Genomic DNA, 23,258 nt, shown 5'->3' on the forward strand with positions numbered 1-23,258 from the left:
ACGCGGGCTGAAGGCGATAATTCCACTGGCTTTCATCTTAGACCGGCGCAACCAAGAATCATAAGAATACAGGATTAATTACATGGACTGGCTGTCTATTGTCCCACCCCTTGTGGCCATTGTGGTCGTTTTCTGGAAAAAAGAAGTCATTATGGCGCTGCTGCTTGCCGTGCTGACGGCAGAAGCGCTTATTCTGCTGCAATCAGCTGGTCAGAGTGTGCTGCTTTCGCCTATTACATCGGTAGAGCGTGTTATTGAGGTTGCAGCCAGTCCTGGCAATACCCGCATATTGCTGTTTTCGGTGTTAGTGGGTGCCTTGCTGGCTTATATACGGGATTCCGGTGGCGTTGCCGCCATGGTCAACTGGCTGACGGGTAAAGGCGTAGCCAAAAGCCGTCGTCAGGTAGGCGGGCTTACCATGGCCACAGGCATTGCCGTATTTATTGAGTCGAACCTTAGTGTGCTGACATCGGGCATCTTTGCCCGTGGCCTGTTCGACAAGTTTAAGATGAGCCGTGCGCGCCTGGCTTACATTATTGACAGTACCAGCGCGCCCGTGTGTATTTTAATTTTGTTAAATGGCTGGGGTGCCTTTGTACTTGGTATGCTGGAAACCTACGAACTGCCCGCATCGGCAGTGAGCGTTCTGTGGGGCACCGTGCCGTTAAATTTTTATGCGTTATTTACCCTGCTCATCGTCATTTACACTATCGTGACCGACAAAGTGCACGGGCCGATGGCGCATGAAGAACAACAACAGCACCTGCAGGAAACGCCATTGGAAAGTGAGCCTGCGACCAAAGCCCGGTTTATGACCGTTCCGCTGGCAGTGATGGTATTCAGTATGGTGGGGTTTATGTTCTGGACCGGCAATGGCGTACTGGCTGAGGGTAGCGGGAGTAAATCGGTGTTATATGCCACTGTACTGGCTACCGCGGTCGCGTACTTGTTGTTGCTGACTCATAAGCGATTCACCCACCAGGAGGCGGTTAAAGTGGGCTTTAAAGGCATGGGTGAGCTGTTACCGCTGGTGACCATTGTTCTGCTCTCCCTAACGCTGGGAAGCAGCCTTAAAGTACTGGGAACCGGTGTGTTTGTATCTGGTATTGTGGGCGAGTACCTGCCACTGGTACTTATTGTTCCGATGTTGTTTCTGGCTGGCGCTATCATGAGTTTTACCACAGGAACATCGTGGGGCACGTTTGCTATCTTAATTCCTATCGGAGTGCCGCTTATTCAGACACTCGGCTTGCCTCCTTCGCTGGTTATCGCGGCCATTCTGGGCGGCGGGATCTTTGGCGACCACTGTTCACCCATCTCAGATACCTCGGCAGTCTCATCTATTGCAGCAGGCTGTGACTTACTGACCCACGTCAGAACACAATTACCCTACGCCCTGCTGGCCGGAGGAATGACACTGGTGGCCTATTTCCTTGCCAGTGTCATGCTGATTGGCTGAGATCAGGTAGCAAAAAGCTGATCCGGTGAGGCGAACGCTTTGAATTCCAGCGCGTTACCCGCCGGATCTTTAAAAAACATGGTAGCCTGCTCACCCGGCTGACCTTTGAATCGCACATACGGCGAAATAATGAAGTCTATCTGAGCGGTCTCCAGTCTGTCGGCTAATGCCTGCCACTCGGACATACTCAGTACAACGCCAAAATGGGGGACTGGCACGGCATGGTCGTCAACGGCATTCTCGCCAGCCAGACCTGGCATGGTTTGCACTTCATGTGTAACCAACTGGTGCCCGAAAAAATTCCAGTCTATCCACTGCTTATCGCTACGGCCCTGTTCACAGCCCAGCGTATGGCCATAGAATGTTTTTGCTTTGTTTAAGTCATCCACCGGAATCGCAAGATGAAACGGTTGTGGCATGCTTTTCTCCTATAACAACTTTTTTAACGCGGCCAGCTTCCAGTTCGAAAATGGCGCGTATCGCACTTTGATATCCATCCAGAACTTACGGGACATAACCGCTTTAAGATGACTCAGCTCATCAAACCCTGCCTTACCATGATAACGTCCCATGCCACTGGCACCGACACCGCCAAAAGGAAGGTCAGGATTGGTCATAAACATCATCGTGTCATTGATACAGACGCTCCCTGCACTGACCTGCCGGACGATCCGCTGCTCTACCGATTTGCTGGTGGTAAATAAATACAACGCCAGCGGCTTGGGTTGCGCCTTGATGACAGGGAGCATATCGGAAAGCTGGGTGGTGGTAATAATAGGCAGAATGGGGCCAAAAATTTCCTCGCGCATGATCGCTGAATCTGCTGCGGGGTTCTCGACTAGCGTAGGAGCCATGGTGCAGTTTTCATGATCTACCTGACCGCCACTGATAACAGTAACCCCTTCAAGATAGCTTTCCAATCGCTGAAGATGACGCGTATTGATGATTTTGCCGTAGTCCTCACTGCTTGCAGGCGACTTACCATACTGCTCACGGATCTCGGCTTTGATCGCTTGTACCAGTGCGTCTTTCACACAGGCTTCCACCACTACATAATCTGGCGCAACGCAGGTCTGCCCGCAGTTCATCCACTTACCCCAGACAATCCGGCGCGCAGTGACCGCGATATCCGCAGAGCGCTCCACCAGACAAGGGCTCTTCCCGCCGAGTTCAAGCGTAACGGAACTAAGATGTTGCGCCGCAGCCTGCATGACGATTTTCCCGACGGTTTCACCGCCGGTATAAAAAATATGATCCCAGGAAAGCGCCAGCAGATCGGTGGTGATCGCCTTCCCCCCTTCGATCACAGCGATCGCGCTGTTGTCAAGGTACCTGGGGATAAGTTTTTGGATAAGGGCTGAGGTTGCCGGTGCCAGCTCGGACGGTTTAAGCAATACACAGTTACCCGCAGCAATGGCTGCAACGCAGGGAGCAAGCACCAGTTGCAGCGGATAATTCCATGCGCCAATCACCAGAACCGTGCCTAAGGGCTCGGCGATGATGTAGCTCTTACCCGGTTGGGCAGCCAGTGGCGTCGATACTTTTCTTGGTTTAACCCAGCTTTTTAAATGTTTTACCGTGTGTTTAATGTCGTTAAGCAGAAAGCCTATTTCAGAGACCCAGCTTTCTGTTTTACACTTACCCAAGTCCTTGTATAACGCGTCTTGCAGAGATTCAGACTCATTTTCAAGTAATCGTTTGAGTGCATCCAGCTGACTTTTTCGCCAGCTTAAATCGAAGGTTTTTCCGGTATCAAAACTGGATTTGAGCTGCTCGTAAACGGCTGCGCATTGCCCGGCATTTTCCTGAAGGTGTTCACCGGATGAAGTAGAAGACTCGGACATACACATATCACTGCTGATTGAGATTTATGCAGTATACCAGAGCATCGTGGACTTAAAAGCGATAGGGGTATAGCAAAGGTTTTTAAGCACACAGCCTGCCGGTGCAGGCTGTGGATAACTTTATGGATAAAGTGTGATCACGCGTCGTAAGGATGACGTAAAACGATCGTTTCGTTGCGATCCGGGCCAGTAGAAACAATGTCTACCGGCACCCCGGTGATCTGCTCCAGTCGGGTAATATAATCTTTTGCTGCCTGAGGCAGTTCGTCATAAGACTGTACGCCGAACGTAGTTTCAGACCAGCCTGGCATTTCTTCGTAAACGGGCGTGATTTGCTCGTAATCATCAGCCGCCATAGGCGGAACATCTTTCACGTTACCCTGCGCGTCTTTATAACCCACACAAATCTGCAGGGATTCAAGACCGTCCAGAACATCCAGCTTGGTCAGGCATAATCCGGTAATTGAATTAATTTGCACCGCACGCTTCATGGCAACCGCATCGAACCAGCCAGTGCGGCGTTTACGCCCGGTAGTAGCACCAAACTCATGACCTTTCTCACCCAGGTGCTGACCCACATCGCAATCCAGTTCGGTCGGGAACGGACCAGAGCCAACGCGGGTGGTATACGCTTTAACAATACCCAGAACATAGTCGAGGTTCAGCGGGCCAAAGCCTGCGCCGGTTGCCACGCCGCCAACAGTGGTATTTGAAGAGGTGACGTAAGGATAAGTACCGTGGTCGATATCCAGCAATGTGCCCTGCGCGCCTTCAAACATGATAGGTACACCGGCATGATGTGCTTTATCCAGCGTATCGGTGACATCCACTACCATGGATTTCAGAATATCAGCCACTGCCATTGCTTCTTCGTAGACTTTATCAAAGTCTACGGCGTCTTCTTTGTAGTACTGGGTCAGCGTGAAGTTATGCACATCCAGTACTTCTTTAAGCTTGGATTTGAAATCTTCAGCGTTAAATAAGTCGCCTACGCGCAAACCACGGCGGGAAACTTTATCTTCGTAAGCAGGACCGATACCACGACCAGTCGTACCGATAGCGCGTGCGCCACGGGCTTTTTCACGCGCCACATCCAGGGCAATGTGATAAGGCAGAATAAGCGGGCAGGCTTCGCTGATTTTCAGGCGGTCACGGACCGGTACACCGCGGTCTTCCAGCATTTTTATTTCGGTCATCAGGGCTTCAGGGCTTAACACCACGCCATTACCGATAATACAGGTGACATTGTCGCGAAGAATACCTGATGGAATTAAGTGAAGAACGGTCTTCTCACCGTTGATTACCAGTGTGTGACCCGCATTATGTCCGCCCTGATAACGAACCACATATTTTGCACGGTCAGTTAGAAGATCTACTACTTTACCTTTACCCTCGTCACCCCACTGGGTGCCAAGTACCACTACGTTCTTAGCCATGAATCGAATGCGTAAAAAAATTAGGCGGGGATTCTACCAGAGATCAACCTCAGTGATCATCTGTTTTTATGCGCAATTAATACACAAATCCCATTACGTAGCCATGCAATAGTTTTGAGCAATTACAACCTCACCGATCGTTCACAAATACTGATGCATCACCGTAGTAGAAAAAACAATGCCACCAAACCGGCGATGACCAGAAAGGCGCCGGTCTGTCGTAATTCACCACCGGGCAATTGACTCAGCTTTTGCATAAGCCGTTGCCAGCGGTTGGGGAACAGAAGCGGACCCAAACCTTCAAGTACCAGCACCAGGGCCAGCGCTATCCATACGCTATCGCCAATATCATTCATGTTTCAGGCACGCCAGATCAATATCCTGCACATCGTGATATAAACCAAATCCAAAGCGCAAACGATTGCCCCGGAAATCTGTTTGAATGTTGTTGTTGCGAAGAAACTGAGAGAGCATTTCTGTCACTTCACCATCAGGCAGACTAAAGGTCAGAAAGTGCCCCCTTTCACTTTCATCGTCAATCATCAGAGTTTCCCGGTTCAGCAATGGATGATGTTGCGCATCCAGTAAGTGCAGAAAATGCTGCTGCAGCGTTTTTACGTGCTTATCGATAGTAGCAACGTCTATCGACTGCTCGTCAAACAGACGTAACACTGCGCGCAACCGATATAGCGCGCAAAAATCCATGGTCGCGCCGGCAAACCGCATGGCATTGTTGGCATAGTTCACTCTGTCTGAGCGCGGCTCATGCAATTCACCAAACTCTGCGAACCAGCCGGTATAAACCGGCCGTAATGTGCACCCCGGCGGCACGTGAGCAAAACATGCACCCTCGCCTGCCTGGGCATACTTATACCCGCCCCCTAAGTAAAAAATGCGATCCGCTATGGGAGCAAGGTCTGTGGGCAATGCCATGAAACCATGATAACCATCAATCACAATGATCGTCTCGGAATCGGCCACCGCGTCCACAATCTCCTGTAAGTGTTTGACCACGTACCCAGAGTTGAAAAACACCTGGCTGAGAAAAATCATGTCCCATTTCTGCTCTAATATCGCGGTAATAAAACGCGCTTCAAAATCTGTAAATGGCAGGGTCGACATCTGATGCAGCGATATCGCGCCGGTCTCATTAAGGCGACTTATCTGGCGGTTAAAGCTGTGAAACTCGCTGTCTGTCGATAAGATAGCAGGGGGTGATGTGTAATCCAGACAGCTTAGTAAGCGAGCAACCAGTTCATGAGTATTGGGGGCAAATACAATTTGTCCGGGCATCCCGGTATTGAGAATATTGCTGATATAAGACTGTACCTGCGGCACGGCATTTGAAAAAAAATACGTCCACTTTTCGTCTACATATTTTGCGCTGTCTTCCCAGTATTCCAGCATGGCTTCGCGTGTAACATCCGGCCAGTAATAGTGGCTGTGGCAACTGTAATGTTGCACGTCAGCGTTGGCGGTTAAAAAACGCCGATAAAATTGCTTGTACATGGCAGCTCAACTCGTAAAGATTTTGTAAACTTTAACAAAAAAATATTATGCAAGGTAGTTATCTAATCAGCGAGGGATTCGTATACAATACAGATTAGCAAGTACTTACTTGTATCTGAATGCAGCACCAAGAGCAGGCTTAATTATGCGATTTCCCAGCTATGGCCAGTACTCACTGGATAAATCCGGCAATATGCTGGAAGTCTATGCCACTGGCGCATGGACGATGCCAACGACTCGCGCATTTGTCGAAGAGCTGCATTTTCTGGCTACCTCGTTTGATGATCAGCCCTGGGCGGCGCTGCTTGACGGCAGGCGCTGGGTTCTTACCACGCCGGAGTGTCAGAAGGTTCTGGCGGATGCGATTGTCATGTGCATAGAAAATGGGTTGCAACGCTCTGGTTATGTGCTGGATTCAGGAATGGTTAAGCGCGCCCAAATAGAACGCACTCATCCAAACCTGCACGATACCAGTCTGTATCCGCATTACACCCGGCACTATTTTGATGGGTACTTTGCTGCACTTAAATGGCTGAAAGCGGAAGGGTACTCTCCATAAAGCACCCTGCCACAAAAAAGCCCGCTGCTGCGGGCCTGGTTGTAACGCACTATTTCTAGTAAAGCAGGCTATAAACCTTGCGACGATACAGCGACTTTTGCGGATCGCCATCGGCCAGTGCATTAATCATATCCAGCATGACTTTTTTCGCTTCCCCAAAGTTCAGGTCAGTAAGCAGCACCTCATGCAATAAAGGTAACGCTTCATCCACTTTATGCGCCTGCTGTAACTGAATAGCCAGATCAATTTTCAGTTGTAAATCATCCGGATTCTTTTCTACTGCAGCCTGCAGTTCTCTCAGCTCGGGGGAATCCGCCGCCTGTTCAGCCAATTCGACCTTTCCGGTCAGCGTCTGATATCGCTGGTCCTGATCAACCAGACGAATCGTCTCCAGCTCTGCTTTAGCCTGCGCTATCGAGCCTGTTTCAATAAGACAGTCAATGTACAGATATTTGGCATCACTGTTATCAGCGTTCAAATCTACAGCCTGTTTAGCCAAAGGGAACGCACTTTGATAATCGCCCTGCTGAACAAACTGAGCAGCCTGCTGCAACTCTGCATCACCAGGCTGAGGCAGGTATTTTGCCAGCATCTCCCGGATCTGGCTTTCTGACTGCATGCCAGCGAAGCCATCTACTGGCTGACCGGCCTGCACAACCATCACGGTGGGCAGGTTGCGAATACCAAACTGGGCAGCGATTTCCTGCTGCGCTTCGCAATCGACACGTGCCAGAATCATGTCGTTCTTATATTCAGATGCAATTTTTTCCAGCATTGGCATAAGATCTTTGCAGGGTTCACACCACTGCGCCCAGAAGTCCACCAATACCAGCTTTTCCTGCGATTGCTGCAGAATTACCTGCTGGAAGTTCTCAGGCGTAATATCTACCACATTGTTTTCGACTAGGTTGTCCATCGTTATTTGCCCGTGATTTTACAATTTGCCTGATGATATGGGGCAAGGCGCTGAAAAAACAAGCCACCTGGTGTTTGCAATGGCGTGGATGCAGCCGTACAGTTAACATTACTATTACATCAGGGCAGTCGCCATGTCTGAACATAAAGAATATCAAAGGTTTAAAGATTTTTATCCTTACTATCTCTCTGAACATGAAGATGCCACCTGCCGCCTGCTGCATTTTGTCGGCTCCTGGCTGGTTCTTGCGGTCATTGCGCTGGCGATTGTCACATCGCAGTGGTGGTACCTGGCACTGCTACCGGTTATCGGCTACGGCTTTGCCTGGGTGGGCCATTTCTTTTTTGAAAAAAACCGTCCCGCGACATTCTCGTATCCACTTTATAGTCTGATGGGCGACTGGGTCATGTTTAAGGATATCCTGATGGGTCGGGTATCACTAAAAGGTCGCGCACATGATGACCTGAACACATCCCACTCGCATAAACACTAACAAAAAAGGAACCTCTATGGGGATCAAACGAACCTGGCTGGGATTTAGCGCAGCGCTGCTTTCTACCCTGACTTATGGGCAATCTAAAGACACTGCACTGCCCGATACACTCCAATATAACGATGTCTTTAATATTGAATATGCCTCATCACCGTTTTTCGGCAAGGAAGATGACACACTGTACTATGTACGACGTAGTATGGATATTATGTCTGATCGAACCCTGTCTTCGCTTTGGCAAATCGATCTGGACGGTAAGGCACATCGTCCGTTTCTTACTGATAAAGGTAACATTTATCAGCCGGCTTTATCCCCTGACGGTACCAAACTGGCGTTTGTGAGCGACCACAGCGGCAGCGCGCAGTTGTATGTTCACTATATGGACAGTGGCTTGCAGGCGAAGCTGACCAACCTGCAGGAAGCCCCTTCAAATATAGTCTGGTCGCCGGACAGTGAGCAACTGGCATTTACCGCATTTACACCGGCTCAGCCAGAAACGTTATTTAAAGGAATGCCCGGCAAACCGGAAGGTGCGAAATGGGCCGAGCCAGCCAAGTATATCGAACGTACAGAATACCGTTCTGATGGTGCCGGGTATCTGCGTGACGGTCATAGCCAAATCTATGTACTACCGGTAGCCGGTGGTACAGCACGCCAGCTGACCACCGGCGATTATCCAAACAGCGGTAACCTGAGCTTCTCCAGTGATGGAAAGTGGATTTATTTTGCTGGCGATCGTACAGAAAATTACGCGCTTCATCCGCTGCGCTCAGATGTGTTCAGGGTGAACACCACCAGCCGCAAGGTTGAACAGGTCACCACCATCGAAGGGCCAGAAGGCAATCCCAAGGTGAGTCCGGACGGCAAATACCTGGCATTCACCCAATTAAACGATCGCAAAAAATCTTACCAGAACAGTGATTTAGTTATCATGAAGTTGCCGTCCGGCGACATGACGCGATTGACCAGTGATTTGGATCGTGCCATTGGTGCGTTTGAATGGGCAGATGACAGTCGCTCACTGGTATTTGCGTATCAGGATAAAGGTCAGACCCGCCTGGCCCGCACCAGTTTAAAAGGTAAGTTCAGTAAGCTGGATGTCACCATTGGTGGGCAGTCGCTGGGCAGACCGTATACTTCTGGCGAGTTTGCCGTAGCCAGTGATGACAGTGTTGCGTACACCACAGATGACCCACTGCGTCCTGCCGATCTCGCTATCGCCGGTAAAAATGGCAAAAGCACCGTGCTCACCCAACTTAATGAGGACGCTTTCGGACATTTAAACCTGGCCAGGGTCGAAAGCCTGCCGGTTAAGGCGTCGGTGGATGATCGTGATATCGATGCCTGGATTGCCTATCCACCGAATTACGATAAGAATAAATCCTACCCGATGATTCTTGAGATCCACGGTGGCCCCCATGCGGCATACGGCCCGCATTTTTCTATGGAAATTCAGCTGATGGCTGCCAACGGGTATGTGGTGGTTTGGTCGAACCCGCGCGGCAGCTCTTCTTACGGTGAGGAGTTCGGTAATCTTATCCACCATAATTATCCTTCTGATGATTATCAGGATTTAATGGATGTGGTGGACGCTGCGATAGCCAAGGCCAATATCAGCAAAGAAAACCTGTTTATTACCGGCGGTTCCGGTGGCGGTGTGCTGACCGCCTGGTCCATCGGTAAAACGGATCGCTTTGCAGCCGCAGTGGTTGCCAAACCGGTTATTAACTGGATGAGCTTTGCGCTTACGGCTGATGCTTATCCTTACTTTTCACAGTACTGGATGCCGGGCAAACCCTGGGAAGTTGCTGATCACCTGTGGGAACACTCTCCGCTGTCATTAGTGGGTAACGTAAAAACCCCTACATTGCTGTTAACGGGTGAATCTGACTATCGCACCCCGATCAGCGAATCAGAGCAGTTCTATCAGGCGCTTCGCCTGCAGGGTGTTGAGTCCGCGATGGTGAGGATCCCCGGCGCGTCGCACGGTATTGCGGCTAAGCCATCAAGACTGATTCAAAAGGTTGGTAATATTCTGGCGTGGTTTGAGCGTTATCGTTCAGATAAACGCGCGGAAAAGTCTGAATAATCCTAAGGCTCAAAAAGCGGGCTTACAGCCCGCTTTTTTATTTGTGTTGGCAAGTGCGTTATTTAATAACGCCGCAAAGCGCTCGCGCACCGCCACCACCAAGCTTTTCAGGTGAGTCCGAATAGTTGTCACCTCCGGCATGGACCATCAGAGCACGCCCTTCCACATCGCTCATTGAAAGGCGTGTGGCGATTACAGGGTGTTTAGCCTCGCCGTCTTCCCCGACGTAAAGCAGCGGTAAATCGCCCATATGGCTGTTATCCGACCACGGATAGCCGTGCGAATCTGTTTTTTCCGGGTCGTAATGACTGCCCGCTGCACCGGCGGGCGTTTCCTCACCGTTTTTCATTGCGCTTTCACACGACGGATTTTCATGAACATGGAAACCATGTCCACCTGGCTCCAGGCCGGTTAAAGACGGTGTAAAGACCAGCCCATCGTCATGCTCCTCAATCATGACAGTACCCATTTTCTCACCGGATTCGGGGTCCATCATGTCGACGGTTTTTGCATCTGACATTGCCTGTGCACTTAATGCAGCCAATGTAAAAGGAAGTGCGGTTAAAAATCTTTTCATCATAAGAGTACCCATGTTGCAAGAGAAATTGGCCCGACTGCAGAAACGGGTGTGAAGAGAGACAAACTCTGCCTATTGGTACAAGCCCGGGTGGGCGAAAAGATCATTGCGTGCTGGTTCACATTTATCATTCACGGCGATTGATGAGCGACAGACAACCGTCTTACCTGCCAGTCTTTTTTGTCGCCGCTGGCACCCGATATTCATCGCCATTGGCAGTATTCAAGTCAGAATAATAGCTCCGATACCGGCAGTAAGACGAAGCAGAGTGTATAAATGTGACTAACGAATAATGACACTGATGTGCGTTGTCATAATGCGAAGCCAGATACCGATATACTGCTTTATTCCGGCACGGCCTTCGTATCAATCAATGCAGTCGGGTTACACATAGTGTGACCCGACTATAAAGAGCATCAACGGGCAGGATTCATTGCTTGGCCAATAGCATCCAAGGCTTCTGCATTTTCATAATATTGTGGCGTCAGTCTGCGTTGCGATACCTGCTCGTACGCGTATGCGTAAGAAAGCACATTAGCATCCTGAAGGTTGCTGCCAATAAATGACAACCCTACTGGCAAAGCCTGAACACCGCCCATAGGCACCGTGGCATGCGGATAACCTGCTCGTGCAGCGGCAGAGCCATACCCCGGCCAGCCACCTGGCCATACATCACCGTTAATCGGATCCACCCGCGGCGCAATAACGCCTGTCGGTGCTACCAGAACATCAACATTTTGGTTAGCCAGCAACGTATCTATATTTCTACGACTGACTTGTTGTACCTGTCTGGCACTGTCCCGGTAATCATCACTGTCCAGCGAGTCCATCTCCTGAGATGCCACGAAAATGCTTTGGTCGAATAACGCCAGCTCCTCATCGCTGTGGGTTTGATTGTACGCAATCAGGTCTTCCAGCGAGCGGGGCTCAACCTGCTCGGCCGCGGTGGATGCAAGGTAATCATTAATGCCTGATTTAAACTCGTATTTAAGCAGGTCATACGCCATTTTCCCGAAATTGTCCGGCGTTTCCGGCTCTGCATTTATCTCCACCAAAACAGCCCCAGCGGCTTCCAAATCCTTCAAAGCGCGCTCGAAAAGAGCCTGAATACGCGCATCCGAACCGGTGGCAAAGCGCAACACACCAACCCGCACGCCCTCTAGCGCGTCATCCTGTAAGCGATGCGTAAAATCTGTCCCGGGAGCTTCAGTCGCCATTGCGTTCATCATCATCGCAGCGCCGGTGACCGTTTTGGTCATCGGCCCGGCCGTATCCTGCGAATGGGAGATAGGCACAATAAATTCCTGCGGTATGATGCCAACACTGGGCTTAAAGCCCACAATGCCGTTGACTGTGGACGGGCAGGTAATCGAACCATTGGTTTCTGTGCCCACCGTGGCTGCGGCCAGTGATGCTGCCATCGCTGCACCAGAGCCTGAACTTGACCCGCATGGATTTCTGTCCAACATATGTGGATTTTTCACCTGGCCGCCCAGCGCAGACCAACCACTCATTGAGTGTTCTGAGCGAAAGTTAGCCCACTGACTAAGATTGGTTTTGCCTAAAATAATGGCGCCCTGAGCGCGTAAACCGGCGACCAACGGACTGTCCCGGCCGGTCATATTATTTTGCAGCGCCAGTGCCCCTGCGGTGGTTGGCATCGCATCTTTGGATTCAATGTTATCCTTGAGTAATACAGGTACACCATGCAAAGGCCCCAGAATCTGACCCGCTTCGCGTTGCGCGTCCAGCGCTCTGGCAATCTCCAGCGCGTCGGGATTAAGCGTCAGCACTGCATTGAGGCCGGGACCACGACTATCTATCGCTTCAATCCTTGCAAGATACTGAGCGACCAACTCTTGTGATGTAATGATTCCATCTGCCAGCGCTTTGGATATCTCTGGCAGTGTCATGGCCACAACACCGTCGGGCTGATAGTCCGCGGCTACTGGATCAGCAGAGACTGATTCTGCTGAGCGGTTTGATGAGGCACAACCGCTGAGTATAGCGACGGTGAGTGCTGCAACAGTTAACGCGCGCGTTTTTATTTTTGCCTTCATGATGTCTCCCTGTTTTTGTTATAACTTAAGAAATGCCTGGTCAAATAGCAAACATCGGATCGGCGAGGTTCGTACCCCGGGTTTATTGTCAGGCAAAAAAAGCCAGCAATCGCTGGCTTTGAATTAGTTGGCAGGCGAAAGCTGAAGCAGCTTGCCTTTTGTCGCATCAGTAAGCACATAGATACTCCCCAGAGCCAACCTCAAAGCCATGGCGCGCAAGTGACAGAAATAGTTTTTACTTCTATTACCTGCTCTTCCTCTGCAGTCAGAAGAAGTATTTGCTTTCTGATTTTTGATTCATCCGCCATTTTCAATTACGGCAGAGTAATCAGCGCGTCATCTTACTGACATGAAACATTCACGCCTTCCAATGCGGCATACCCCCCAGATAAACGGACTCGGGAAAGCTAAATCCCTTTCTTGATCAATCGGGTGCAATCAGTACAAATAAAGATCGCCGAGGCAACAAACATGTGTCGACAAATAACGTCATGCTAAAACGACCTCTAATGCTTAACGGTATTAAAAATACTGATTGGCAATTGCTTCGATATTTTCCTGCAGAATCGGTTTATCAATGAAGCCACAGACATATTTGTAGCCAGCGGCTCGCTCTTTATCAGAATCAAACACCGACGATGAGTGCATGAATATATGGGTCTGTTCGCTACCCATAAACTGCTTCGCTTCGAAGGCATCAAGAAAGTCCCAGCCATTCATTGCTGGCATATTAATATCTAATATGATCACATTTGGCAGCTCATCCAGCTGACTTAAATATTCCAGCGCCGCTTCCGCACTGGTGTGAAATACCAACTGACCGTCATACTGATAATCATTAAATGCTTCCTGAGTTAAAAAGTTATACTCATCATCATCATCAATACACAAAACTGTTTGTAACTTACTTCTTTTCATTAGTTTTTCTTTTCATATCAGGAAGAGACAGTACAAACTCAGTCCCTTCTTCCGGAGAGCTCGTAAAATCAATATTACCGCCACATACTTCAACCTGAGACTTAGTGATATAAAGCCCCATGCCTTTACCCGTGCCATCGCTACTCAACCTTTGAAAAAGACCGAAAACCTTTTCTTTTTGATGCGGCTCCATACCCATGCCGTTGTCGCGGATATATAAGTAAACGGTATTTCCCTGCACCTCAGTACGCACAGTCACCACTGGCCGTCTTTTAGGGTGGCGATATTTGATTGCGTTGGTAAGCAAATTTTGCAGAATGCTTTTTAAAAAGCGGTGTATGTAATGGATTGTTGGAGCCTGAGTAAAATCAGCAGTGATCTGCCCATCGTTGTCTTTAATCTGAATTTCAAGATCTTCAATAGTTTCATCAAAAACTTTCTGAAAACTCAATGGGAAAATTTCGTCAGCCAGTGCTTCTTTCGCTGTTACGACTTCAATAAGGTCATGAAGTGTATTTTTAACGCGCGAGACCGAATGCTCGATACGATGAAAAATCTCCTCATTCTCTGAATTCACATAGCCACGCTTCTCGAAGATCTTTACCATCCCATCTAAGTTAATAATGGGAGCTCTGAGGTCATGTGTGGCAACATACGCAAACTGCTCAAGATTCTGTGTATGTCTTAATAGCTCACCTTTTTGCTCTTCAAGCTTTCGTTGCGCTTGTTGGGCCAATTCCTTGGCTACATTCGCTTCTTCAAGACGATCCAGCGCTTCCCGTTCTGCCTGCTTAAGCTTTTCATTCTTGAGTTTAAGTTCGCTCAGAATCTTTTCATATTCCTTTTGTTTCTCAAACAAATTGGAACGGATGAAGGTTTTGACTTTAGACAGCAGAATTTCTTCGTTGATGGGTTTGATGATGTAGTCAATTGCCCCAACCTTATAACCTTGCAGTACATCAATATCATCCTGGTCGTAGGCAGTCAGAAAGATTATTGGGATGTTTTCAGTAATTGGATTAGTCCGTATATAGCGGGCTGTTTCGATGCCATCCATTATTGGCATTTTTATATCCAACAAAATTAGCGTGTATTCATCACGGATAAGTTGGTGCAGGGCAGCTTGACCAGAATCTACCGAATGCACTTCAACATCGAGCTTGGAAAGCAGTTTATGCAAAATTTCCCGCTCTGCCTGGCGATCATCAACCACCAGCACTTTGGGTTTTGTTTTAAAAGTGAAAATATCGTCCTGAGTCATTTTAATATGCTATCTTTTTATATATTTTTTGTTCTGAATCTATAAGTTCAAACTGATCGAGTATCGGTGATAAAAGCAATGACTCGTGTTTTCCCAAACAGAGAAACCCATTTCGACACAAGCTGTCGGTGAATAATTTTAAAACGCGATGTTGGAGATGCTGATCAAAGTAAATGAGCACATTTTTACAGACGATAAGCTGCATTTCTGCGAATATGCCGTCAGTAACAAGATTGTGATTAGAAAACACTATATTGTTTTTTAATCGTTGATTCATTTTCGCAGAGCCATACCGGCAGTGGTAATACTCGGTTAATGAATGCTGTCCACCTGCCTCATGATAATACTTTTGTCCGTCTCTCAACTCCGTAATCGGATAAATCCCTTTCTTGCACGTTTCCAATGATCTGTCGTTGATATCTGTGGCGTAGATTTGGGTTCTTGGTAACAAACCCGCTTCTTCAAGCATTATTGCCATTGAGTAGGCTTCTTCACCTGTGGCACAGCCAGCGTGCCAGACGTTCAGATATGGATACGTATTGAGTGTTGGAAACACTTTTTCGCTTAGCGCTCGAATAGATACTGGATCGCGAAACATACAGGTCACTGATATGGATATATCAAAGAGTAACCTTTTAAATTTCATATGGTTGTAAAGAATTTCAGGTATAAGCTCTGCGATAGATGCGTAGTTATATGCCTCTGCATGCTTCTCAATTCGATGCATAAGCGAGGAAATCCGGTATTGGCGGAAATCGTATCCCCAACGACAATAAATTGCCTCAACCAATAGCCGGCATTCCAACTCGCGAATATCGTCTTTTTTCTCCATTTGCAGGCTTACTTATATAACCAAACCCGCATTATGTTCAGCAGCTTTTCAACATCCACAGGCTTAGTCAGATAGTCGTTAGCGCCAGCATCAAGACATTTACTACGGTCCTCTGCCATCGCTTTTGCAGTAAGAGCGATAATAGGCAAATCTTTGTGCTCTCGAAGCTGTCTGATCTTACGTGTCGCTTCATAGCCGTCCATTACAGGCATCATGACGTCCATCAGAATTATCGAAATATCAGGCTCCTGCTTAATCTTTTCTAATGCCATCATACCGTTGTCAGCCAATACTACCTGCATCTCTGCATCGGCAAGGACTTTGGACAGTGCGTAAGTATTTCTAACATCATCATCAACTAAGAGTACTTTCTGTCCTGCCAGAAGTTTCTCAGGATCATGAAGTTTAGTCAGAATCGCTCGCTGTTGGTCTGAGTACTGGCTTTCAACACTATGAATAAATAGTGAGACCTCATCCAGCAAACGTTCTGGTGATGAAACACCTTTGATAACGATGCTATCGGTGTATTTTCTTAATTCCCGTACTTCTTCTTTGGTAAGTTCCTGCCCTGTGTAAATAATAATAGGAACATCATTAATCAGACCTACAGCATTGAGATTTGTAAGTAAGTCGAAGCCAGTAGTATCAGGAAGATTCAGATCCAGAATAATACAGTCCGGTCGGGTGGTTTTTAATAACCTTTGTGCTTCTGCCCCTGTGGGTGCGGTAATAATCTCGATTTGGCGATTGGTAAGAATGCGTTTCAGACTATCAATGCTGGCCTGGTTATCTTCAACCAAAAGAATTTTCTTCACCGGTGATTGCCCAATATCAGTGATTTTTTTAATCACATCATTGATATTGCTTAGTGACGCCGGCTTAGACAAAAATCCAATAGCTCCTTTATTCAGAGCCTGCGTGCTTTTATCTTCAACGGAAATGATGTGCACCGGTATATGACGAGTTTTAAGGTTAAACTTAAGTTGATCAAGTACCCGGATACCATCTAAATCGGGAAGCCGGATATCCAGAAAAATGCCTTTAGGTTGATATTGTGCTGCCAGCTCAAGCCCTTCCCGACCTTCTCTGGCAACCAACACGTGATAATTTTGCGCTTTCACTTCACGCTTAAGAATTTCCGCAAAGTTCTGATCATCCTCAATAATTAATAAGGCATTATCCTTTGCGGATAGCTCATTGCGATCATCTTTCACAAATGGGCGAGTTGGCTCGCTTTTTTCAGAAGATGTCTGCTTTGCCGGAGTATTGTCTGATAACTGGTATTGCGAGTATTCAATTATTGAGGATGTTTCTTTATCATCCATCGCAACTTCTGCTTTGGTTAAGTCAGTGGGCACATATACTGTAAACTTGCTGCCTTCATCGGGCTCACTCCAAATATGAATTTCTCCGCCCAGTAATCGTGATAACTCTCTTGAAATGGTAAGGCCCAATCCGGTGCCGCCATATTGACGGCTGGTGCCGCCCTCTGCCTGCTGGAACGCTTCGAAAATTTGCGTGAATTTATTCTTGCTGATACCTATTCCCGTATCAGCTACTGAGATGGCCACTACATTTTTATGCTCAAGCGCAGTGTTTCTGAACTTCACATTTTCACTCGGTCGCTCAGCAGATAAGACAACCTCACCTTTTTCAGTAAACTTAAAGGCATTGGAAAGCAGGTTTTTAAGAATTTGCTGTAAACGCTGATCGTCGGTATACAGACTTTTTGGCAAGTCGTCGGCAAGCTCGATTGAAAAAGCAATGCCTTTGTCTTTGGCAATTGGATTAAATTTGTTTTCGAGCCCAGTAAGTAATGTTTTGACACCGATAGTCTGGGGATGCACCTGCAGCTTTCCGGCTTCAACTTTCGACAGATCAAGGATATCGTTGATCAGGTTAAGCAGATCGTTTCCGCCATCATAAATGATTTTAGCATCTTTTATCTGCTCTCCGTCCAGGTTACCTTTTTCGTTTTTAGTCAGCTCTTTCGCCAAAATTAGCAGGCTGTTAAGCGGGGTGCGTAACTCATGGGACATATTGGCAAGAAACTCTGACTTATACTTACTGGCCAGTTCAAGCTCTTGTGCTTTTTGTTCCACTTCAATACGACTAGTTTGAATATCTTCCTTCTGGCGCTCAAGATCGCGCGTCTTTATTTCCAGATCTTCATTGGCTACCTGCAGTTCTTCTGATTGATTACGCAGTTTTTGCTGCTGATCAAGCAACTCTTCTGACTTGCGCTGAGATTCCTGCAGAAGAAGCTCCATTTTTGCCCTGTCTTGCGCAGAATTTATTGAAATTGCGATGTTTTCAGCTACAACTCGCACAAGCTCAAGCTGGTTATCGGTAAACTCATTGAACGAGCCAATCTCAATAATGCCCTTTACTTCGCTACCAATTAAGCAGGGCTGAACCAGAAGGTTACGTGGCTGAGACTGACCCAGTGATGATGAGATAACCACATAATCCTGAGGCACACTGGTCACCACAATTGCTTCTCTTTCCAGTGCTGCCTGTCCGACCAGAGACTCACCAATCTTGAATTCGTTAACCGCATTTCTGCGCTTGGTATAAGCATAGGTTGATACAAGTTTGAGAACTTCGCCGTCTTTTCCGGTTTCAGATAAATACAGCGCGCCTATCTGTGCCTTAAGATATTTAGTCAGGTAGGTGATGATATTTTTAGATAGCGCATTGAGGTCCAGCTCACCACGCATTTTATCGTTCAGATTCGCCTGACCGTTCTTGATCCACGCTTCGTTTTCGTTTTCTTCTGAGATACGTTTCAGGTTCCGGGTCATCGAGTTAAGCGCGATACTCAACTGATCGGCGTCGCTTCGAAGCGGCATTTCCAGCGCAAAGTCACCCTCGGCAATAGAGTTTGCGGCGCGAACGATGGTGATAAACGAGTCAACCATCGCGTTAATATTGTTTTTAAGTTCCTGAACTTCACCGCGCACGTGAACTTCGATTTTCTTCGAAAAGTCACCACGGGCTAGCGCCGTGGATACGCTCGCGATTTCCCGTACCTGCGAGGTCAGATTGCTCGCCATGGTATTTACGTTATCGGTCAGCGCCTTCCAGGCACCGGCAACGTTAGGCACTTCAGCCTGCCCGCCAAGAATACCTTCAGTACCTACCTCGCGGGCAACGTTGGTTACCTCGTCAGCAAAAATGTTGAGCGCGTCAACCATTCGGTTAATGGTTGTGGAGAGCTCAAGTACCTCACCCTCTTTTGCCTCTTCGGAGATTTTTTGTGACAAGTCGCCGTTTGCCACAGCGGTAGTTACCGAGGCGATTTCCCGTACCTGGGTAGTCAGGTTACTCGCCATGGTGTTTACGTTGTCGGTCAAATCTTTCCAGGTCCCGGCGACATTCGGCACGATGGCCTGACCGCCCAGCTTACTTTCGGTACCTACCTCACGGGCAACCCGCGTTACCTCGGCGGCAAAGATGTTCAGTGAGTCAACCATCTGGTTGATGATATCCCGCAGGTCGGCGATTTCACCCCGTGCGTCGATGGAAATTTTACGGCTAAGGTCACCGTTTGCTACCGATGCCGCCACTCCGGCGATTTCCCGTACCTGTGCGGTCAGGTTGCTCGCCATGGTATTTACGTTGTTCGACAGGTCGAGCCAGGCGCCGGCAACGTTAGGCACATCCGCCTGACCGCCGAGAACCCCTTCAGTACCTACCTCTCGAGCAACCCGCGTTACCTCGTTGGATAGTGTTTGCAGTGAGTCAACCATCCGGTTAATAGTGATAGAGAGTTCAAGTACCTCGCCACCTTTTGCTTCTTCGGTGATTTTCTGCGAAAGGTCACCGTTCGCAACCGCTTTTGTAACGGAGGCGATTTCTCGTACCTGTGTGGTCAGATTACTCGCCATGGTATTTACGTTTTTGGTCAGTTCTGACCAGGCTCCGGCCACGTTAGGTACTAATGCCTGACCGCCCAGACGACCTTCCGTTCCTACTTCACGGGCAACCCGGGTTACCTCGTCAGAGAAGATGTTCAGTGAGTCAACCATCTGGTTGATGGTTTCTTTCAGTTCAGCAATCTCGCCTTCGGCGTCGATGGTGACTTTTCGTGTCAGATCACCCTTTGCTACCGCGGTCGCAACGTTAGCGATTTCCCGTACCTGGGTAGTCAGGTTACTCGCCATGAAGTTTACGTTTTCTGTCAGGTTCTTCCAGGTACCTGCTACATCCGGTACGGCGGCCTGGCCGCCCAGTTTACCTTCTGTTCCTACCTCGCGGGCAACCCGCGTTACTTCGTCAGAGAAGATGTTCAGTGAGTCCACCATCTGGTTGATGGTTTCTTTCAGATCGGCAATCTCGCCTTTAACATTGATTTTGATTTTTTGTGACAGGTCGCCGTCGGCTACGGCAGTGGCCACATTGGCGATTTCCCGTACCTGTGTGGTCAGGTTACTCGCCATGGTATTTACGTTGTCGGTTAGGTTCTTCCAGGTACCCGCTGCGCCGGGAACCACTGCCTGGCCGCCCAGCGTCCCTTCAGTACCTACCTCGCGGGCAACCCGCGTTACTTCGGCTGAGAACAGTGTGAGCGAATCAACCATGTTGTTGATGGTGTTTGACAGTACCAGTACCTCGCCGCCCTTACCTTGTTCGGTGATTTTCTGCGACAGATCACCCTGCGCCACCGCCGTGGTTACTGACGCGATTTCCCTTACCTGGGTAGTCAGGTTACTCGCCATGGTGTTTACGTTGTCGGTGAGGTTCTTCCAGGTACCGGCGACGTTGGGTACTGTCGCCTGCCCGCCCAGCTTACCTTCGGTACCTACTTCCCGGGCAACCCGGGTTACCTCGTCAGAGAAGATGTTGAGTGAGTCCACCATCTGGTTAATGGTTTCTTTAAGCTCGGCTATCTCACCTTTTACATTGATATTGATTTTCTGTGACAGATCCCCGCCCGCTACCGCGGTTGCAACGTTAGCGATATCCCGTACCTGCGCGGTTACGTTGGACGCCAGCATGTTTACGTTGTCTGTCAGGGCCTTCCAGGTGCCGGCGACGTCAGGTACGACGGCCTGCCCACCCAGCTTACCTTCCACGCCCACATCACGGGCTACGTTGGTTACCTCGGCAGCAAAGATGTTCAGCGAGTCAACCATCCGGTTGATCGTACTGGACAATACCAGTACCTCGCCGCCCTTACCTTGTTCGGTGATTTTCTGCGTGAGGTCGCCCTGGGCTACAGCGGTTGTAACGGATGCGATTTCCCGTACCTGTGCGGTAATGTTACTTGCCATCTGGTTTACATTATCAGTAAGGTCTTTCCACGTCCCCGACACATTCGGTACCGACGCCTGGCCACCAAGCTTACCCTCGACCCCTACTTCCCTTGCCACCTGCGTTACCTGCTCGGCAAATGTATTCAGTGAATGCTGTGTGCGGTTGATAACATCCGCCATGGCCCGAAAATCACCGGTAACGGTCAGACTGAATTTATCCTGCAAATTACCTGATGCAATGCTATTCAGAATGCGGCTAACTTCCAGTACCGGATTTGAAATCGCCTCAATAAGAATGTTGATATTATCGATTAGCTCTTTCCAAACCCCACTAGCAGCTTTAAAGTCTGCCCGGGCTTCTAAGTTACCCTCTATTCCGCCTACCCGTGAGATGCGCGAAACTTCGGTACTTACCCCACCGATCATTTCAACCATCGTATTATAGGCTTCCGCCAAATCTGCAAACTTGTCATTACGCTCTTTAGATAAACGGACTGACACATCCCCTTCCCGGAACGACTCTAGCGCGAAGATCAGTCTGTCGATTTGGTCGTGCACGTAGTCGGTGTCTTTGAACATGTCATCGTGAGAAACGCGGCGCGATTTTCTTGCCAAATTGCCACGGGATGTTTTTGATTGAGCACGCTTGCCGGTGCGTGATGAAGAGTCGGAATTATCGTTATTACCGGTGTCTCGGGGTGTCGAAGATGTCATGCGGAGATCTCTGTATTCGCCGCCAGGGCGAGGCTGGCTATATAAGTAATAATTATTAGCCGACCATTTTACCACCACTTTTATAATTTAGACTATAGTATTAGATGCATATAGCATAGGAATTTCAGGGGACGTGTAAAAAGACCTGAACGAGAATGCCGGGCGTTCAGGTCTTCTGAAAAGATATTATCGATTTTTACGTTAACGCTGTAGGCAATTATTTAGCTGGAGAAAGCTGAAGCAGCTTGCCTTTTGGTGCATCGGTAAGCACGTAGATAAGCCCGTCAGGACCCACCTCAACATCGCGAATACGCTCTCCCCGATCTTTTAAATATTCGTGCTGTTCTCCTGGCTTGTCACCATCCATTTCGATGCGTCTAAGATGGGTAAACTTAAGCGCACCGACCAACAGGTCACCCTGCCAGTCAGCAAATGCGGATTTATCGTAAAAGGCCATGCCGCTGGGCGCGATAGATGGATCCCAGTAAATAACGGGTTGCTCCATCCCTTCCTGCTTGGTCTTTTCAGAGATAATACTGTCGTCATAGTCAATACCGTAGGTAATGACCGGCCAGCCATAATTGGCGCCTTTGGACAGTTTGTTGACCTCATCGCCGCCTTGTGGGCCATGTTCCATCGCCCATACATCACCTGTCTCAGGATGCACTGTCAGTCCCTGCACGTTGCGGTGACCGTAAGTAAAGATTTCAGGTGCCTCACCATCGATAAACGGGTTATCTTGTGGCACCTCACCATCAGGGCGGATTCTAACGATTTTGCCCAGATGATTATCAGTATTTTGCGCTTCATCCATATACTTATAGCGATCACCTAACGTGATATATAAGTTTTTGTCAGCATCAAAAGCTAAGCGGCAACCAAAGTGAAAACCATTGTCCACCAATGGTTCTGCCACAAACAATGTCGTCACATTCTCAAGCGCATTGTCCTTCAGGGTCGCTTTGGCAACGGCGCTGCTGTTTCCACCTTCGCCTTTGCGGCTGTAGCAAAAATAGATGGTTTGATTGGATGCATAATCCGGATCTGCCAGCACATCCAGCATACCGCCCTGGTTAACCGCTTCAACCGCAGGCGTGTTGGCAACGGGCTCACCCAGGCCATTCTCAAAGGAGTAACGACGAATAGTGCCTTTGCGTTCAGTGAGCAGCAAGTCACCATCAGGTAAAAACGTCATTCCCCAGGGATTAGCCAGCTTGGTCGCAAGCTCTTTAACCTGGATATCATTTGATGCCTGCGCGTTGGCGCCGGCAGCCAAAAAAAGACCCGGCAGTAAGACTGCCAGGTTTTTTGCAATTGTTGTTTTTTTCATCAT

Annotated in this window: 17 protein-coding genes; 4 read left to right on the forward strand and 13 right to left on the reverse strand. The window is 48.6% G+C overall.

The genetic code is table 11. The annotated features are described in order from the left end of the window. Positions 1-82: 82 nt before the first annotated feature. On the forward strand, positions 83-1,459 hold the full coding sequence (locus HHX48_RS13450; RefSeq protein ID WP_191025953.1) for a Na+/H+ antiporter NhaC family protein: 1,377 nt from the start codon (positions 83-85) through the stop codon (positions 1,457-1,459). A gap of 2 nt (positions 1,460-1,461) precedes the next feature. Here the strand turns inward: HHX48_RS13450 and HHX48_RS13455 are convergent, their stop codons facing one another. The 5 genes from HHX48_RS13455 to HHX48_RS13475 all read right to left on the reverse strand — a co-directional run bounded on the left by HHX48_RS13455 (position 1,462) and on the right by HHX48_RS13475 (position 6,248). Further along, positions 1,462-1,878, reverse strand: coding sequence for a VOC family protein (locus HHX48_RS13455; RefSeq protein ID WP_191025954.1), 417 nt, complete (start codon positions 1,876-1,878; stop codon positions 1,462-1,464). 9 nt (positions 1,879-1,887) lie between these two features. Then, positions 1,888-3,303 carry an aldehyde dehydrogenase family protein gene (locus tag HHX48_RS13460; RefSeq protein WP_191025955.1) on the reverse strand — a complete coding sequence of 472 codons (1,416 nt, stop codon included), beginning with the start codon at positions 3,301-3,303 and terminating at the stop codon, positions 1,888-1,890. Between the two features lie 137 nt (positions 3,304-3,440). Further along, on the reverse strand, positions 3,441-4,739 hold the full coding sequence (locus HHX48_RS13465; protein ID WP_191025956.1) for an adenylosuccinate synthase: 1,299 nt from the start codon (positions 4,737-4,739) through the stop codon (positions 3,441-3,443). A 158-nt stretch (positions 4,740-4,897) separates the two neighbouring features. Beyond that, on the reverse strand, positions 4,898-5,095 hold the full coding sequence (locus HHX48_RS13470) for a DUF2065 domain-containing protein (protein ID WP_223858374.1): 198 nt from the start codon (positions 5,093-5,095) through the stop codon (positions 4,898-4,900). Further along, positions 5,088-6,248: an aminotransferase class V-fold PLP-dependent enzyme gene (locus HHX48_RS13475; protein ID WP_191025957.1), complete on the reverse strand. Its 1,161-nt coding sequence runs from the start codon at positions 6,246-6,248 to the stop codon at positions 5,088-5,090. The genes HHX48_RS13470 and HHX48_RS13475 overlap by 8 nt, the downstream gene beginning before the upstream one ends. Positions 6,249-6,393: 145 nt before the next feature. On the opposite strand from HHX48_RS13475, the gene HHX48_RS13480 reads away from it, so the two are divergent. Continuing rightward, positions 6,394-6,807: a hypothetical protein gene (locus tag HHX48_RS13480; RefSeq protein WP_191025958.1), complete on the forward strand. Its 414-nt coding sequence runs from the start codon at positions 6,394-6,396 to the stop codon at positions 6,805-6,807. Between the two features lie 55 nt (positions 6,808-6,862). Here HHX48_RS13480 and trxA read toward each other — a convergent pair whose 3' ends face one another. Then, positions 6,863-7,723: a thioredoxin gene (gene trxA / locus HHX48_RS13485; RefSeq protein ID WP_191025959.1), complete on the reverse strand. Its 861-nt coding sequence runs from the start codon at positions 7,721-7,723 to the stop codon at positions 6,863-6,865. Between the two features lie 133 nt (positions 7,724-7,856). On the opposite strand from trxA, the gene HHX48_RS13490 reads away from it, so the two are divergent. Both HHX48_RS13490 and HHX48_RS13495 read left to right on the forward strand, forming a co-directional pair. Then, positions 7,857-8,216 (forward strand): DUF962 domain-containing protein, encoded by a 360-nt coding sequence (locus HHX48_RS13490; protein WP_191025960.1) that lies wholly within the window; start codon positions 7,857-7,859, stop codon positions 8,214-8,216. Positions 8,217-8,232: 16 nt separating this feature from the next. Then, positions 8,233-10,305, forward strand: a complete 2,073-nt coding sequence (locus HHX48_RS13495; protein ID WP_191025961.1) for a S9 family peptidase — start codon at positions 8,233-8,235, stop codon at positions 10,303-10,305. A 58-nt stretch (positions 10,306-10,363) separates the two neighbouring features. On the opposite strand, the gene sodC is transcribed toward HHX48_RS13495, so the two are convergent. The 7 genes from sodC to HHX48_RS13530 form a co-directional block, all read right to left on the reverse strand. Continuing rightward, the gene (sodC, locus tag HHX48_RS13500) at positions 10,364-10,882 is read right to left on the reverse strand and encodes a superoxide dismutase family protein (RefSeq protein ID WP_191026077.1); all 519 of its coding nucleotides are present in this window, start codon (positions 10,880-10,882) and stop codon (positions 10,364-10,366) included. A gap of 416 nt (positions 10,883-11,298) precedes the next feature. After that, positions 11,299-12,942: an amidase gene (locus tag HHX48_RS13505; RefSeq protein ID WP_191025962.1), complete on the reverse strand. Its 1,644-nt coding sequence runs from the start codon at positions 12,940-12,942 to the stop codon at positions 11,299-11,301. 522 nt (positions 12,943-13,464) lie between these two features. After that, a complete protein-coding gene (locus HHX48_RS13510) occupies positions 13,465-13,860 on the reverse strand; it encodes a response regulator (RefSeq protein WP_191025963.1) in 396 nt (131 codons plus the stop codon). Continuing rightward, on the reverse strand, positions 13,847-15,121 hold the full coding sequence (locus HHX48_RS13515) for a sensor histidine kinase (protein ID WP_191025964.1): 1,275 nt from the start codon (positions 15,119-15,121) through the stop codon (positions 13,847-13,849). The genes HHX48_RS13510 and HHX48_RS13515 overlap by 14 nt, the downstream gene beginning before the upstream one ends. Position 15,122: 1 nt before the next feature. Further along, positions 15,123-15,953, reverse strand: coding sequence for a CheR family methyltransferase (locus HHX48_RS13520; RefSeq protein WP_191025965.1), 831 nt, complete (start codon positions 15,951-15,953; stop codon positions 15,123-15,125). Positions 15,954-15,961: 8 nt separating this feature from the next. Then, entirely contained in the window at positions 15,962-21,925 is a 5,964-nt protein-coding gene (locus tag HHX48_RS13525) for a HAMP domain-containing protein (protein WP_191025966.1), read from the reverse strand. A 217-nt stretch (positions 21,926-22,142) separates the two neighbouring features. Continuing rightward, a complete protein-coding gene (locus HHX48_RS13530; RefSeq protein WP_191025967.1) occupies positions 22,143-23,258 on the reverse strand; it encodes a PQQ-dependent sugar dehydrogenase in 1,116 nt (371 codons plus the stop codon).

The organism is Salinimonas profundi (genome assembly GCF_014750655.1).
Taxonomy (GTDB): Bacteria; Pseudomonadota; Gammaproteobacteria; order Enterobacterales; family Alteromonadaceae; genus Alteromonas; species Alteromonas profundi_A.

What these genes read in the sequence shown, in the direction of transcription:
- HHX48_RS13530 (WP_191025967.1), bottom strand. Translation starts at nt 23,258, where the DNA reads ATGATGAAAAAAACAACAATTGCAAAAAACCTGGCAGTCTTACTGCCG.
- HHX48_RS13510 (WP_191025963.1), bottom strand. Translation starts at nt 13,860, where the DNA reads ATGAAAAGAAGTAAGTTACAAACAGTTTTGTGTATTGATGATGATGAT.
- HHX48_RS13505 (WP_191025962.1), bottom strand. Translation starts at nt 12,942, where the DNA reads ATGAAGGCAAAAATAAAAACGCGCGCGTTAACTGTTGCAGCACTCACC.
- HHX48_RS13495 (WP_191025961.1), top strand. Translation starts at nt 8,233, where the DNA reads ATGGGGATCAAACGAACCTGGCTGGGATTTAGCGCAGCGCTGCTTTCT.
- HHX48_RS13520 (WP_191025965.1), bottom strand. Translation starts at nt 15,953, where the DNA reads ATGGAGAAAAAAGACGATATTCGCGAGTTGGAATGCCGGCTATTGGTT.
- trxA (WP_191025959.1), bottom strand. Translation starts at nt 7,723, where the DNA reads ATGGACAACCTAGTCGAAAACAATGTGGTAGATATTACGCCTGAGAAC.
- HHX48_RS13465 (WP_191025956.1), bottom strand. Translation starts at nt 4,739, where the DNA reads ATGGCTAAGAACGTAGTGGTACTTGGCACCCAGTGGGGTGACGAGGGT.
- HHX48_RS13470 (WP_223858374.1), bottom strand. Translation starts at nt 5,095, where the DNA reads ATGAATGATATTGGCGATAGCGTATGGATAGCGCTGGCCCTGGTGCTG.
- HHX48_RS13460 (WP_191025955.1), bottom strand. Translation starts at nt 3,303, where the DNA reads ATGTCCGAGTCTTCTACTTCATCCGGTGAACACCTTCAGGAAAATGCC.
- HHX48_RS13455 (WP_191025954.1), bottom strand. Translation starts at nt 1,878, where the DNA reads ATGCCACAACCGTTTCATCTTGCGATTCCGGTGGATGACTTAAACAAA.
- HHX48_RS13525 (WP_191025966.1), bottom strand. Translation starts at nt 21,925, where the DNA reads ATGACATCTTCGACACCCCGAGACACCGGTAATAACGATAATTCCGAC.
- HHX48_RS13515 (WP_191025964.1), bottom strand. Translation starts at nt 15,121, where the DNA reads ATGACTCAGGACGATATTTTCACTTTTAAAACAAAACCCAAAGTGCTG.
- HHX48_RS13480 (WP_191025958.1), top strand. Translation starts at nt 6,394, where the DNA reads ATGCGATTTCCCAGCTATGGCCAGTACTCACTGGATAAATCCGGCAAT.
- HHX48_RS13450 (WP_191025953.1), top strand. Translation starts at nt 83, where the DNA reads ATGGACTGGCTGTCTATTGTCCCACCCCTTGTGGCCATTGTGGTCGTT.
- sodC (WP_191026077.1), bottom strand. Translation starts at nt 10,882, where the DNA reads ATGAAAAGATTTTTAACCGCACTTCCTTTTACATTGGCTGCATTAAGT.
- HHX48_RS13475 (WP_191025957.1), bottom strand. Translation starts at nt 6,248, where the DNA reads ATGTACAAGCAATTTTATCGGCGTTTTTTAACCGCCAACGCTGACGTG.
- HHX48_RS13490 (WP_191025960.1), top strand. Translation starts at nt 7,857, where the DNA reads ATGTCTGAACATAAAGAATATCAAAGGTTTAAAGATTTTTATCCTTAC.